We start from the raw sequence: 13,697 nt of genomic DNA, 5'->3' as shown, positions 1-13,697 counted from the left end.
TTCCTGAATTGTTCGGGCAATGTATAGAGGAGCCAACATGTATACGCAAGCGCACCCCTGACAGTTCCTGTCAGTATTTGTCAGGAGATAACTATTTCGCAATCTCTGCCGCCACGAGTGCACGAAAAAGCCCGCCGAAAAGACCGGCGGGCTTAGGAAATCTTTTGACCGTTTTAGGACGCTTAGCCTTTGGTGACAGAGCGACCGGTCGCACCAAGATCCTTGAATGCTTCTTCGAGGCGGGCGGCCATCGAAAGTTCAGCTTCGCGGACCCAAACGCGCGGATCATATTGTTTTTTATATGGTTTGTCGGTTTCGGGATCGACCTGGAACTTAAAGGCGCGATCGTTGGCTTCGACATATTCGCCAACCGGACGGGCATAGGCGAATTGGGTATCGGTATCGATATTCATCTTGAAAACGCCATAACTGACGGCTTCTTCGATTTTTTCTTTTTCCGAACCCGAACCACCGTGGAACACGAAGTCCAGCGGATGGTCGCCAAGGCCATGCTTCTCAGAAACGAATTTCTGGCTTTCGAGAAGGATTTCCGGCCGTAATTTAACGTTGCCCGGCTTATAGACGCCGTGCACGTTGCCAAATGCAGCCGCGACCGAGAAATGACCCAGCGGGGCAAGGCGGCGATAGGCTTCTTCGACTTCTTCTGGGCGGGTATAAAGGCGCGGATCAATTTCATCGCTTGAGGTATCAAGCTCTGTGCCGATCCCGTCTTCTTCGCCACCGGTGACACCCAGTTCGATTTCCAGGCTCATTTCGATGGCGGACATACGCTTGAGGAAGGTCTCACAGGTCGACAGGTTGTCTTCGAGTGGCTCTTCGGAAAGATCAAGCATGTGGGAGCTGTAAAGCGCTTTGCCTTCTTCGGCATAGGCTTTTTCGCTCCATTTGAGCATCTCATCGACCCATGGCACGAACTTGCGGTTCGCGTGGTCGGTATGCATCACAACGGCAACACCATAATACTCAGCCAAAAGCTGGGCATGGCGGGCCGCGGAAACGGCGCCCACAACACGGGCAGCCGCGGCGTCCTTGATGCCCTTGCCGGCGAAGAACTGCGCACCACCATTCGATAGCTGAATGATAATGTCAGAACCGGCATTTGCAGCGGCTTCAAGGGCGGCGTTCATCGTACTGGAAGATGTAATATTAACAGCCGGTAGGGCGTAACCGTCCTGCTTACAAGCAGCAACAAGGTCACGGTAGGCAGCGCCGGTAACAACACCGGGTTTAACGGAAGGCATGTGGGTACTCCTCCTGGGGGTCAGAGTAAAACAGGTGCCTTTGTGCGAACCGACTGATCCGCGGCAAGGGCAATCCGCAAAGAGCCCAATGCATCTTCCATATGCTGCGTAAGGTCAAGATTTTCCGTTATAGACTTTAGGAAAAATTGCTGTTCACGCAGACACAGGCCGTCATGATCGGGCTCATCATCAGTTTTGATGATTTCATCCAATTGTGCAAATTCTCCGGCACTATTTGTGGCAGCATGGTGAAGTTTTAGGGCATTTGTTTTGGTGTGGGTGTCAATATCAGCTGATCCTGCACCTTTTTCTTCGACATCGGTAATCGACACACTTCCTTTGGGGCCAATCACGTCTTTAACAAAAAAGGCAGTTTCACTGATCATTGGGCCCCAACCAGCCTCGTACCAGCCAATGGACCCGTCTTCAAAGCGCACTTGTAACTGGCCGTAATTATACATGTCCGGCGCAACGTCTTCGGATAGGCGAACGCCAATGGCGTTGACCGAAACCGGTTTGGCACCTGTCATCAGGCACATAATATCAAGATAATGCACCCCGCAATCCACAATGGGGGAGACGCTGTTGAGCAGCCGTTTGTGGGTTTCCCAAAACGCACCGCTGCTTTGCTGGTTTAAGTTCATGCGCATGACCAGGGGCTTACCCAGCGTCTTGGCAATTTCAACAAACTTTGCCCAAGACGGATGGTGTCGCAGAATATAGCCAACCACTAACTTGCGATCATGTTTCTTGGCGGCTTCGACAACCCGTTCGGCATCTTTGACCGTCGCGGCAAGGGGCTTTTCGATAAAGACGTGCGCACCGGCTTCAAGGGCGGCAATGGCAAAATCCGCATGGGTTTCGGTATAGGTATTGATCGATACCGCATCGGGCTTGGTTGCCGCGAGCGCCGCGTAAAAATCAGTAAATTGCGGGTAGGCGGCAAAACCATCTGGCAGCTTTTCCGCCGGAATGCTGGATCGGGCACAAATACCGACTATTTCGTATCCATCAAGCGCGTGATAGGCCTTTGCGTGGGACATTCCCATATTGCCAAGACCAATAACAAGAATACGAATCGGCTTCATTTTGTGCCTCCTGAAAACCTTTTAACGGTTTGATTTATAACTTTATTCTGCGCCGTTTATCCAGCTTCGGGTAACGTTGAATGCATCGTCAAACAGGATCATGTCGGCCTGATATCCCGGTGCAATCCGCCCCATTTTGTCGTCAAGCTTAAGAAACTCGGCTGGATACAGGGACGCCATGCGCAAAGCATCGCCTAGATCAAGCCCAACCATTTCAACGCAGTTTTTCACAGCACTGATCATATCCAAGTCTGATCCGGCCAACGTTCCATCAGCCAACGCACAGCGACCATTGGTGGCAGTAATTTCTTCGCCGCCCAACGTGAAGCGTTTGTCATCCGCACCAACCGTTGGCATCGCATCGGTCACAAGCATGATCTTGCCGGTCGCCTTGGCGTGAATGGCGATTTTAAGAACGGCGGGGTGAACGTGATATCCATCGGCAATCAAGCCGCACCACGTTGCATCATCGGCCATCGCAGCGCCGGCGACACCTGGTTCACGGTGGGACAAGGGGCTCATGGCGTTAAACAGGTGGGTGAACCCGCGCAGACCTTCGTCAATTGCGTTTTCAATATCGCCGTAGGTTCCAGCGGTATGACCGGCACACACCAAAACACCCTTATCGGCCAGTTTTTTAATGGTGCCCTTGGTTGCTTTTTCCGGGGCCATGGTCACTAGAATACGGCCGTTTGGCAGGCTGGTTAAAAGCTCAATCGCGTCACTTTCCATCGGGCGGATGATATCAGCACTGTGCACGCCTTTACGCTGAGGGTTCAGATACGGTCCTTCCAAATGGATTCCGACAATGCCCGGAACACCCACATCAATCGCGTCCGATACCGCAGAAATGGCCGCTTCCATCTTGTCGCGATAATCCGTAATCAAGGTCGGCAGCATGGCGGTTGTACCGTATTTACGATGGGCTTGCATGATGGCGCGCACACCGTCGACCGTGGGCTGATCATTTAGTAAAACACCGCCACCGCCATTGACCTGAACGTCAATCAGGCCAGGCGCAAGTGTTTGATCCTGACCATTGATCACATCCAAGCCTTTGGGCAGGGCTGCATCCTCAACGATCGCATCAACAGCACCGTTGCGCACAATGACCGATTTGCTGTCGTGAAAGGTTGTTCCGTCGAAAATACGGGCATTGGTAATGGCAAATGCAGACATTAGTGAGTCTCCGTTACTTTCGAAAGATGCGGCGGCGCATCCGGATTGCAGCCACGTGCAAGGGCGACGCTTTCAGCCAGCGTATAGAAGGTCTGGATCATAGCAATCGGTGCCAGCAGCGGATGGATATCCTCAACCACGGGAAGATGCCCTTTGACATCGGCATAGCCCGTTTCAGCCGCAAACAGGTTATCGGTTTTTGCCCGCATCTCGCTTAGGAAGTCTTCGACACTGTCGCGTGATGCATCCTGTTGCGAAAACACCAGCATAGGGAATTTCTGGGTCACCAAGGCCATGGGCCCGTGCTTAACTTCTGCCGCGCTGAAAGCTTCGGCATGTAAGCTGCTGGTTTCTTTGAATTTAAGGGCGGCTTCCTGAGCAATCGCAAATGCCGGGCCGCGGCCAATAACATATAGGCCATCAGATTTCGCGATGGTGTCACACGCCCCCAGCCAATCCTGCTCAAGGGCGGATGTCAGCGATTGGGGCAATTTGGCAAGACCGTCGTTAAAACGGGTATCTTCGGTCCAGGCGCCAACAATCTGGGCAATGGCCGAAAGGGTGGCGATATAGGATTTGGTCGCGGCAACGCTGGTTTCTGGCCCGGCAAGCAATGGAATAACGTGGTCAACTGTCTCAGCCAGCGGTGAGTCAGCGACATTCACCAGCGCCACCGTGCGCGCACCAGCGTCACGCGCGGCTTGTGCATTTTTTACAAGGTCCGGGCTTTTGCCAGATTGCGATACCGCGATGAAAAGCGCGTCTTTGCTGGCGATGGTGCGATTGTAAATTGAGACGATCGAAGGCGCTGCCGAAACAACTGGAATGCCAAGCTGGCTTTCGATCAGGTATTTTGCATAGAGCGTCGCATGGTCCGAACTGCCGCGACCACACGTGACGACAATTTTGGGTGGATTGGCGCGAAGTTCAGCCGCAAGGGTATCAATCGCAGCCTTGTTATGCGCCAGCTGTTCGCGCACGACGTCGGGTGATTGTGCTAATTCGCGGCCCATCTGCGTTTTCGGCTGCCAAGTTGTCGTCATGTCGCGTATTCCCTTCTTTCTGCAAGGTGCCTGATCGTGTGATCAGCGTGCATCTACCTGCATTTCAGCGATAAAGTCGTAACTGTCACCACGGTAATATGACCGCGTAAATTCGACCGGTGTTCCATTGGCCAGAAATGATCGGCGCTCGATATACAGTGCGGCGCTGCCATCCGGTACACCTAGGATTTTGGCGGTTTCACCGTCAAAGAGTTCTGCACGAAGGCGCTGCAGGGCGCGTTCGGGTTTTTTGTTGTATTTCGCCAGCGCATCATAAAGCGACGTGTCGACTTCGTCGGGACTTGGCAAAAAGGTACGTGGGATAACCGCGTATTCCAGCGCCATCGGCTTGTCGTTGGCTGTGCGAAGACGGCGCAAACGCGTTACTTCGGTGCCGGGCGACAGGTTAAGTGCCATGGCTTCTTCGGGCGATGCGTGGCCAACTGTTTTTTCAAGCCATATCGCGCCCGGATCCATGCCGCGCGTGATCATATCCTCGGTAAAGGATGTAAGGCGCGATAAGGCTTGTTCTACACGTGGCGCAACAAATGTACCCGCACCATGGCGTTGAACCAGAACGCCTTCCTCGACGAGTGCGCGCATGGCATTACGCACAGTAACGCGCGAAATCCCCAGTTCATTGGCAAGATCGCGTTCACTTGGCAAGGCATCTTCGACTTGTAAAACGCCGTCATCAATAACCGCCTTAAGGGCCGATTGAAGGCGGCGATAAAGCGGGCCGTTCCCGGTGTTTTCGATGTTGCGCGCGCGCAGGTTTTCAATAATGTCCGAAGTCGTCATGCTGGCGTTCTTTCGCGCTGTTTCGCCAATAGAATGGCCCCGTGCATCGCATCGTATTTGGCCGGAACCAACTGATCGACAATATCACGTGGCATGCGTTTACCCATGTGTTCGGCAAGACCGCCCATAAGCGTAATACGCTTGGCACCAAAGCCACTTAGTTTGCGCAAGATCCTTAAATTTGCCTGAACTGCCCGATCAATGATTTGGCGGGCAGTTGCGTCGCCATTCGCATCCGCATCAAATACCAATGGGCAGAACGTCCCGTAATGGGCGGGCTTTGCCGTTTCGGCAAAGGCAACGATTTCTTCAGGGTTATAATTGAACTTTCCCATTATCTGGTGGGTGAGGTCGGTTTGATCGGCAAGACCTTCATGGGCGAGGAGGGCGGTTTCAAGCGCAGCGCGACCAATGCGCGCACCGCTTCCAACATCGGAAATTTCAAAACCCCAACCGGCCACCGAAAGTTCATTATCGCCGACAATCGCCTGACCACATGTTCCCGTGCCGACAATCAAAATGCCGCCATTGGCACCGTCATGGGCGCCAAGGCAGGCCGTATAAGCGTCGGTAGCAAAGCATATGCTGGCAAATGGGTGCGGGTAGGCGCTGACAAGGTTGCGTTCACGTTCAAGCGAAAGGCCGGCCAAACCCAGCCCCGCATGTAGATCGCCCAATTTGGAATCATCCATGCCAGCGTTTTTCAATGCCAAGGACGCGGCAGCGACAATTTCCCCAAAAATATGATCCATGCCAAGACGGGTGTTTGCGCCGCCCGCGACAGCTTCGCCCAATATGTCATTGGATTCATTTGAAATGCGCGCGCGGCAGCGGGTTCCGCCGCCATCGATACCAAGATAAAGCCGTTCGTTGCGCATTGTCGGTTAACCGTCCGCTTGTTGATTGCGTAACCCTAGCAGAGTGGTATCTTAAAAATCAATACCAATATAGAGCCACCTTTAAGCATGTCGCGTTGATTGTCCGATTTAAGGGTATAAGGCGATGCCTTACCGTAAAGCTCAGAAATTCGCGCAATTGACTGAATAATATGAGTTATAAACCTTCTCGACATACATCCATTTAAAATGTTTACGAAGTGACTTGCGTCGCTGGTATCACAATGGTATTTAATTTGATCAGGGAGAAGGGAAAATGGCATCACGCACCGAAGAATTTGATTTGCGATTTGCCGGGTTGGATCAATGGTCCGACGCCGACTTCCTTATGGCCTTGTGGGAAGGTCAGATGCGTGCTGTGGCTTCTGTTGGTCCGATCCTGCAAGATTTGGCCGCAGCCGCAAATGGGATAGCGCGCCGCCTGGGGGGCGGCGGGCGTCTCGTGTATGTCGGGGCGGGCACATCCGGTACTGTTGCATGGCAAGACGCCAAGGAACTTGGCGGCACCTTTGGCTGGCCCGAACAGCATACCATTGTGATGCTTGCGGGCGGCTTACAAAGCGCGCCAAATGAATTTAACGGCGCAGAAGACGACACAGATCTTGCCGCGCGCGATATCCAACAAAATGATATTGGCGAACATGACGCGGTAATTGCCATCGCCGCCAGTGGATCGACGCCATATACCGTCCGTGCAGTCGAATTGGCACGCGAACGCGGTGCGCTTACGGTGGGGATTTGTAATAATCCGGATGGAAGCTTGATCAAAATCGCCGATCACGGAATTTTTCTTGATAGTGCGCCAGAAGTCGTTGCTGGTTCGACCCGTATGGGCGCAGGAACGGCACAAAAAGCCGCGCTTAATATCTTATCGACACTGGTCATGAACAAACTTGGTCGTTTGTTCGATAACCTGATGGTCGGGATGCGCGCTGAAAACATAAAGCTGCGTGATCGCGCCCTTCGGATCGTGTGTCACATTGCATCATGTGACGAAGGGCGCGCCAAAGACGCCTTGTCACAATCAGATTTTGATATTCGCATCGCGGTGCTGGTGGCCAATGGCCATCAGGTGTCGCGGGCAAAAGAAGTTCTTGGGCTGTCTAATGGAAATCTCCGGGCGGCCCTTGAATATCGGGACTGACATCTTCGGGTGCCGGTCCGCCGACATTGATCAGAGGAGGCATAAATGTCGAATAAAGTCTTAGCAAAAAGCCTGGCCGGGGCCTTGGCGGCAAGTGTCGCCCTGGTTCCGATGATGGCATCTGCTGGCGAGCTTGTTATCGAAAGCTGGCGGAACGATGATATTGATATTTGGAATGAAACCATCATTCCGGCATTCAACGAAGCGCACCCGGACATCAAGGTATCTTTCACACCAACCCCGCCGACCGAATATAACGCATCAATCAATGCGAAGTTGGCGGGCGGAACGGCCGGTGACTTGATTACCTGCCGTCCGTTTGATGCATCACTTGAACTTTACAAGCAGGGAAACCTTGCTGCCCTTGATGATCTTAAGGGCATGGACAACTTTTCTGACGTTGCCAAATCTGCGTGGCAGACCGATGATGGCTCGGCTACGTTCTGCTTGCCAATGGCATCGGTTATTCATGGCTTTATCTATAATAAAGAAGCCTTTGAAGAAGTTGGCATTGAGGTTCCGAAAACACGCGAAGAATTCTATGCCGCCCTTGATAAGATCAAGGAGGATGGCAGCTATATCCCAATGGCAATGGGAACAGCCGATCAGTGGGAAGCAGCCACGATGGGCTTCCAGAACGTTGGTCCAAACCATTGGAAAGGTGAGGCCGGCCGTAAAGCTTTGATTGATGGCAGTGCCAAATTCACCGACAAGCCGTATGTCGATACCTTTGCTGAAATCGCAAGCTGGAAGAACTATCTGCCTGATGGCTACGAGGCGATTTCTTATCCGGATGCACAGAACCTGTTTACGCTGGGTCGGGCGGCGGTTTATCCGGCCGGTTCTTGGGACATTTCACTGTTTAACAGTCAGGCTGATTTCGCATTTGGCGCATTTCCGCCACCACCGGCTGCAGATGCCGATACCTGCTACATCAGCGATCACACCGATATTGCGCTTGGTCTAAATGCCAATTCGGACAACGCAGAAGAAGCAAAAATCTTCCTTGAGTGGATGACCGGTTCTGAGTTTGCCGAAATGTATTCAAATGCATTGCCCGGGTTCTTCTCGTTGTCGAACCACAAGGTCGACATCGAAGATCCGGTTGCGAACGAGTTCGTAAGCTGGCGTCAGAAATGCGAGTCAACCATTCGTAACTCGTATCAAATCCTGTCGCGTGGTGCGCCAAACCTTGAGAACGAGCTGTGGAATCTGTCTGCGCAGGTAATCAACGGCACGATCACACCAGACGAAGCCGGTGCCGCTGCTGAATCTGGCTTGGCGAAGTGGTACGCGCCGCATCAATAAGCTGCTGTGGGATGGTGGAAACACTTGGTTTCTGCCATCCCTCATTCATTTTCGGCTCAAACGCACAGATTATGTGACCTGACGCGTCTTGAACAATGAGCAGCAATAAGCGGTCCTCCAAATTCTGAAGGCACATTATCGCCTTCAACCTTTTACTCTTGGAAATACAGGACAGGGTATGGCGCATTCCGGCCCCATGACCGATTGGCGCAAGGCGAGACTGCCTGTGATCGCCTTTCTGGCTCCGGCGACGATCATCTACACCGTGTTTATGATCTATCCGCTGATTGATTCGATCCGTCTAAGCTTTTACGCCACACCAAGCGGGGGCGAGGCGGCTTTTGTCGGCATGGACAACTATCGCACCATTCTGGCTGACCCGGATTGGGCGGCGACGTTTTGGAACAGCTTTTGGAACAACATGAAGTTCTTTGCTGTTCACATGCTGATCCAAAATCCGATCGGGATTGCCTTGGCTGGCGTTTTAAGTTTGCCACGCCTGCGTTTTCGCAACAGCTATCGCACTCTGATGATCATGCCGACCATGCTCTCAGTGGTGATTGTTGGCTTTATCTGGCAGTTGATCCTAAGCCCTGTCTGGGGTGTTGGTGCTGACCTTCTTGATATCATCGGGTTGAAATCGTTGTTTGGGCCCTGGCTTGGCAAAGAAGGAAGTGCGTTGATCACCTTGTCATTCATTTCTGTTTGGCAGTGGGTCGGCATTCCCTTGATGCTGATTTATGCGGCCTTACTTGCCATTCCCGATGATTTGGTTGATGCGGCGATTGTCGATGGTGCGACCCATTTTGAAGTATTCTGGTACATCAAATTGCCGCTGGTCTTGCCGACAGTTGCCATGGTGTCAATTCTGACATTTGTTGGTAATTTCAATGCGTTCGATCTGATTTATGCTGTAAAGGGTGCGCTGGCGGGGCCGAATTTCTCAACCGATATCATGGGAACTTTGTTCTATCGCACGTTCTTTGGCTATCAGTTGCAATTAGGTAATCCGCATCTTGGTGCGACGGTCGCATCCCTGATGTTCCTGATCATTCTGGCGGGCGTTCTGTTTTACCTGTTCGCCGTGCAGCGCCGCCTTGCGCGCTATCAGTTGTAAGCGGGGGCGATCATGAGTTTCAAAAACATCCGCAGAGAAGACGCAAGTCGCGCTGTTATCGTCCATGGGATTCTTCTGACCTATACCTTGGTGGCGCTGTATCCGATTTTTCTGGTGGTGATTAACGCCTTTAAAACCCGCAAGGGCATTTTCCGTGATCCGATGGGATTGCCCAATGCGGAAACCTTCAGCCTTGATGGCTTTACCAAGGTTTTGGCGAAATCGAACTTTGAAGTGTTCTTCTATAACAGCTTTATGGTCACCATCATTACCATCGCAATTGTCTTGCTGTTGGCTGCCATGGCGGCGTGGGCGTTGTCAGAATATAAATTCCCTGGCAATACCGTTCTTGCGCTGTATCTGGCGATTGGGATCATGGTGCCGATCCGTCTCGGGTCTGTGTCGATCTTAAATCTGATTGTTGATTTGGGATTGGTCAATACGCTTACTGCACTTGTGTTGGTGTATGTGGCGCAAGGATTGCCCTTGGCGATCTTTATCCTGACCGAGTTTATGCATCAAATTCCCAAGGACCTGAAAGAAGCCGCGCGCTGCGATGGGGTCGGGGAGTTTAAGATCTTCTTTGCGGTGATTTTGCCGTTGATCCGCCCGGCTGTGGCGACGGTGGCCGTATTTACGATGATCCCGATCTGGAATGATCTTTGGTTCCCGCTGATCCTAGCGCCTGGCGATGGCAAGCAGACCATTACCTTGGGCGTGCAGCAATTCATTGGGCAGTATGTGACGGACTGGAACGCAGTTCTGGCATCTCTAAGCCTTGCGATTATTCCGATCCTGATCCTTTACCTGATTTTCTCCCGACAACTCATTCGCGGCCTGACGTCTGGCGCGGTGAAGTAAATGTTGGCTGATAGGAGCTTTGAATAAATGGCTGACTTGAAACTTGACCAGATCCACAAAAGCTACGGCGCTGTTGACGTGCTGCACGGTATTGATCTGGATGTGAAGGATGGCGAGTTCGTTGTGTTTGTCGGGCCGTCTGGCTGCGGGAAATCGACGCTTCTTCGTATTATTGCCGGGCTAGAAGACATCACCAGTGGTGACCTTTTGATTGATGGTGATCTGGTAAATTCCAAAAGTCCAAAAGACCGTGGGATCGCCATGGTGTTTCAGTCATATGCGCTGTATCCGCATATGACCGTTTATAAAAACATGGCGTTTGGCTTAAAGCTTGATAAGCAAGACAAAGCCGCCATTGATGCCCGTGTGCGCGAAGCGGCCCGCATTCTGCAACTTGATCAATTGCTTGATCGCCGCCCATCGGAACTTTCGGGTGGTCAACGTCAACGCGTTGCCATTGGCCGCGCCATTGTCCGTCAGCCCAAAGTGTTCTTGTTTGACGAACCGCTTTCGAACCTTGATGCCGCGCTGCGTGTCCAGACGCGCCTTGAAATCGCGAAACTGCATCAGGAACTGAAATCGACCATCGTTTATGTCACCCACGATCAGGTCGAAGCGATGACCTTGGCCGATAAGATCGTCGTGATGAATGGCGGTAATGTCGAGCAAGTCGGATCACCGATGCAGCTATACCACCATCCGCAAACCCGCTTTGTTGCGGGCTTTATCGGATCACCTGCAATGAACTTCACCAAGGTTACAATTGATCAGGTCGAACAAGATAAAGTTACCGTTTCCGTGCCGGGTGGCATCCAATCGGTTCTGCCGTTTGATGTTGGTACTGCCGATGTCGGCACGCAGGTCGAGCTTGGTATCCGGCCAGAGCATCTTTCGCTGGGCGAGGGTGGGGAGCTGATCGTTACGGGTGAGGTGGATGTTGTCGAAAAGCTTGGTGATTCGACATACCTTTATCTGAAACTTGCCAATGGTGATCGGGTTACGGTGCGCGCGCCGGGCCATAGCCGGGTTAAAATCGGCGAAACAGTCACCGCATCTGCACCAGCGGGGGCCGCACATCTGTTTAATGCCGACGGCAAGGCCTACACCAAGATCGATTGCCCAGCGGATTTTAGTGCTGAGGAATAAGCGTAAAGCCGCGATTTAAAGCACAAAGATAGTAAGGGGCGCCAAATGGGCGCCCCTTTTTCTTTAACGGCCCGAAGACGTTATCTGGCCCGTGATCAAATCCGAATCTGAGCCAGTAAATGCCCCCTCAATCAACGCATCATTCGCCAGAGTTTTTCATGCGAACGCACCTATTACATCGTTTATTTCAGAACAACGACATAGTCATAAATCAATCATAAAAATGCAAAAATCACGGAAAACAGTAAATATGCAGTGGATGTGATTAATTGCACCTTTCTCTGAGAATAAAGGAAAACGAACGGTTTTAATTATGTTCGTTTGAACATTTTTTGATGTGACTTTCGTGACAAATACTACGTCAAAAACGTCATTATTGCGCATTCCCGATCCTCAAAAGTAAATGTCCGAAAACTGTCACTTGAGGAAACACCCCACCCGAATGAAAACAAACGCGTTGTGTCGAGCCCGATATCTGGCGGCTTGAAACAGACTTTTTTTATTTGGGAGCTAACTCATCATGTTTCGTAAAACTCTAATGGCAGCCGCAGCCGTGTTTGCCCTTGGCAGCACCGCACAGGCCGCAACCGAGATCACCTGGTGGCACGCAATGGACGGCGCACTTGGCGATGTGGTCGATCAGATCACCGCTGATTTCAATGCCAGCCAGGACGAATACCACTTGGTCGCAGTCAACAAGGGTGGTTACGAAGACACCATGACGGCCGGTATCGCTGCGTTCCGCGCGAAAAACCAGCCAAACATCATTCAGATTTTTGATGCGGGTGCCGCAACCATCATCAACGCAAAGGGTGCTGTTAAGCCGGTTCAGGATCTGCTTGAAGCCAATGACGTCCAATTTGACATCAATGATTACATCCCGGGCGTTCGCTACTTCTATGCGGATTCCGATGGCAAGATGATCGGCATGCCGTTCAACAGCTCGACCCCGCTTCTGTATTACAACAAAGAAGCCTTGGAAAAAGCCGGCGTTGATGTTCCGAAAACCTGGCAGGAATTCGAAGCAGCTGCACCGAAACTGAAAGAAGCTGGTTACACGGCCTTGTCACAGTCGCACAGCCCATGGATTTTCTTTGAAAACTTCATGTCGCGCCATAACCTGCAGATGGCGACCGCGAATAACGGTTACGACAGCACCGATGCCAAAATCCTTTACAACAATGATGCGCTTAAAGACCACTGGCAGCACGTTAAAGATTGGAAGGATGCTGGTTACTACGGTTATTACGGCCGTGCATGGGGTGCCAATCAGGATGCCTTCGTCCAGCAGAAAGTGGCCATGTGGATTGGTTCTTCCGGCTCGTTCGGTGGTTTGCGTAAATCAGCCCAGTTTGACTTTGGTGCTTCGACCCTTCCGTATTGGAAAGGTGTCGGCGAAGCCCCGAAATCAACCTTCATCGGTGGTGCCGCTTTGTTCGCCTTTGCCGGTCATAGCGCAGAACAAGATGCCGGCGTTGCTGAATTCTTCAAGTTCCTGACCAAACCGGAAACCCAGTATTACTGGCACAAAGAAACCGGTTACGTTCCGATCACCAACGCTGCTTATGAACTGGCAAAAGAAGACGGCTACTACAAAGAAAGCCCGGACGCAGAAGTCGGCATTCAGCAGTTGTCTGAAGAGGGTGGCGAGTGGACCAAAGGCTATCGCCTTGGCTTCTACGTTCAGATCCGCGAAGTCATTTATCGTGAAGTCGACAAAATGATGAATGGTGAAGAAACCATCGATGCAGCCTTTGCAACGATCGAAGAAGAAGCAAACGGATTGCTGAAACGCTTCCACGACACCTATTCGAACTAATTTGCTTTTCGCGAATGCGGGGCGGCCCTTGTT

12 protein-coding genes are annotated in these 13,697 nt (G+C 51.9%); 6 read left to right on the top strand and 6 right to left on the bottom strand.

Translation table 11 applies throughout. The features are described 5' to 3' along the window. Positions 1-182 precede the first annotated feature (182 nt). Genes fbaA through HCZ99_RS11920 form a run of 6 tightly spaced genes read right to left on the bottom strand, consistent with a single transcriptional unit; the run spans position 183 to position 6,251 of the window. Positions 183-1,262, bottom strand: a complete 1,080-nt coding sequence (gene fbaA, locus HCZ99_RS11945; RefSeq protein ID WP_167447195.1) for a class II fructose-bisphosphate aldolase — start codon at positions 1,260-1,262, stop codon at positions 183-185. Between the two features lie 20 nt (positions 1,263-1,282). Next, entirely contained in the window at positions 1,283-2,350 is a 1,068-nt protein-coding gene (locus HCZ99_RS11940; RefSeq protein WP_167447194.1) for a Gfo/Idh/MocA family protein, read from the bottom strand. 42 nt (positions 2,351-2,392) lie between these two features. Beyond that, a complete protein-coding gene (nagA, locus tag HCZ99_RS11935) occupies positions 2,393-3,529 on the bottom strand; it encodes an N-acetylglucosamine-6-phosphate deacetylase (protein ID WP_167447193.1) in 1,137 nt (378 codons plus the stop codon). Continuing rightward, positions 3,529-4,572: an SIS domain-containing protein gene (locus HCZ99_RS11930; RefSeq protein ID WP_167447192.1), complete on the bottom strand. Its 1,044-nt coding sequence runs from the start codon at positions 4,570-4,572 to the stop codon at positions 3,529-3,531. The genes nagA and HCZ99_RS11930 overlap by 1 nt, the downstream gene beginning before the upstream one ends. Before the next feature lie 42 nt (positions 4,573-4,614). After that, positions 4,615-5,373, bottom strand: coding sequence for a GntR family transcriptional regulator (locus HCZ99_RS11925; RefSeq protein ID WP_175581483.1), 759 nt, complete (start codon positions 5,371-5,373; stop codon positions 4,615-4,617). Then, a complete protein-coding gene (locus HCZ99_RS11920; RefSeq protein ID WP_167447191.1) occupies positions 5,370-6,251 on the bottom strand; it encodes a BadF/BadG/BcrA/BcrD ATPase family protein in 882 nt (293 codons plus the stop codon). The genes HCZ99_RS11925 and HCZ99_RS11920 overlap by 4 nt, the downstream gene beginning before the upstream one ends. Positions 6,252-6,525: 274 nt before the next feature. On the opposite strand from HCZ99_RS11920, the gene HCZ99_RS11915 reads away from it, so the two are divergent. From HCZ99_RS11915 to HCZ99_RS11890, 6 genes are all read left to right on the top strand, one after another. Beyond that, positions 6,526-7,413, top strand: coding sequence for an N-acetylmuramic acid 6-phosphate etherase (locus tag HCZ99_RS11915; protein ID WP_167447190.1), 888 nt, complete (start codon positions 6,526-6,528; stop codon positions 7,411-7,413). A gap of 45 nt (positions 7,414-7,458) precedes the next feature. Further along, complete coding sequence (locus tag HCZ99_RS11910) at positions 7,459-8,721, top strand: ABC transporter substrate-binding protein (RefSeq protein ID WP_167447189.1); 1,263 nt, start codon at positions 7,459-7,461, stop codon at positions 8,719-8,721. 178 nt (positions 8,722-8,899) lie between these two features. After that, positions 8,900-9,838 (top strand): carbohydrate ABC transporter permease, encoded by a 939-nt coding sequence (locus HCZ99_RS11905; RefSeq protein ID WP_167447188.1) that lies wholly within the window; start codon positions 8,900-8,902, stop codon positions 9,836-9,838. 12 nt (positions 9,839-9,850) lie between these two features. Then, positions 9,851-10,699, top strand: a complete 849-nt coding sequence (locus HCZ99_RS11900) for a carbohydrate ABC transporter permease (RefSeq protein WP_167447187.1) — start codon at positions 9,851-9,853, stop codon at positions 10,697-10,699. A gap of 27 nt (positions 10,700-10,726) precedes the next feature. Further along, positions 10,727-11,845, top strand: coding sequence for an ABC transporter ATP-binding protein (locus HCZ99_RS11895; protein ID WP_167447186.1), 1,119 nt, complete (start codon positions 10,727-10,729; stop codon positions 11,843-11,845). Positions 11,846-12,365: 520 nt separating this feature from the next. Further along, positions 12,366-13,664 carry an extracellular solute-binding protein gene (locus HCZ99_RS11890; RefSeq protein ID WP_167447185.1) on the top strand — a complete coding sequence of 433 codons (1,299 nt, stop codon included), beginning with the start codon at positions 12,366-12,368 and terminating at the stop codon, positions 13,662-13,664. Positions 13,665-13,697 lie beyond the last annotated feature (33 nt).

This window comes from Thalassospira lucentensis, from assembly GCF_011806425.1.
GTDB classification, from domain to species: Bacteria; Pseudomonadota; Alphaproteobacteria; order Rhodospirillales; family Thalassospiraceae; genus Thalassospira; species Thalassospira lucentensis_B.
The sequence above is the reverse complement of the archived record's forward strand: the minus strand, read 5'-3'. Positions and strand labels throughout refer to the sequence as shown.

Excerpts from the sequence above, each read along its gene's own strand:
- fbaA (WP_167447195.1), bottom strand. The coding sequence starts at position 1,262 with ATGCCTTCCGTTAAACCCGGTGTTGTTACCGGCGCTGCCTACCGTGAC.
- HCZ99_RS11940 (WP_167447194.1), bottom strand. The coding sequence starts at position 2,350 with ATGAAGCCGATTCGTATTCTTGTTATTGGTCTTGGCAATATGGGAATG.
- nagA (WP_167447193.1), bottom strand. The coding sequence starts at position 3,529 with ATGTCTGCATTTGCCATTACCAATGCCCGTATTTTCGACGGAACAACC.
- HCZ99_RS11930 (WP_167447192.1), bottom strand. The coding sequence starts at position 4,572 with ATGACGACAACTTGGCAGCCGAAAACGCAGATGGGCCGCGAATTAGCA.
- HCZ99_RS11925 (WP_175581483.1), bottom strand. The coding sequence starts at position 5,373 with ATGACGACTTCGGACATTATTGAAAACCTGCGCGCGCGCAACATCGAA.
- HCZ99_RS11920 (WP_167447191.1), bottom strand. The coding sequence starts at position 6,251 with ATGCGCAACGAACGGCTTTATCTTGGTATCGATGGCGGCGGAACCCGC.
- HCZ99_RS11915 (WP_167447190.1), top strand. The coding sequence starts at position 6,526 with ATGGCATCACGCACCGAAGAATTTGATTTGCGATTTGCCGGGTTGGAT.
- HCZ99_RS11910 (WP_167447189.1), top strand. The coding sequence starts at position 7,459 with ATGTCGAATAAAGTCTTAGCAAAAAGCCTGGCCGGGGCCTTGGCGGCA.
- HCZ99_RS11905 (WP_167447188.1), top strand. The coding sequence starts at position 8,900 with ATGGCGCATTCCGGCCCCATGACCGATTGGCGCAAGGCGAGACTGCCT.
- HCZ99_RS11900 (WP_167447187.1), top strand. The coding sequence starts at position 9,851 with ATGAGTTTCAAAAACATCCGCAGAGAAGACGCAAGTCGCGCTGTTATC.
- HCZ99_RS11895 (WP_167447186.1), top strand. The coding sequence starts at position 10,727 with ATGGCTGACTTGAAACTTGACCAGATCCACAAAAGCTACGGCGCTGTT.
- HCZ99_RS11890 (WP_167447185.1), top strand. The coding sequence starts at position 12,366 with ATGTTTCGTAAAACTCTAATGGCAGCCGCAGCCGTGTTTGCCCTTGGC.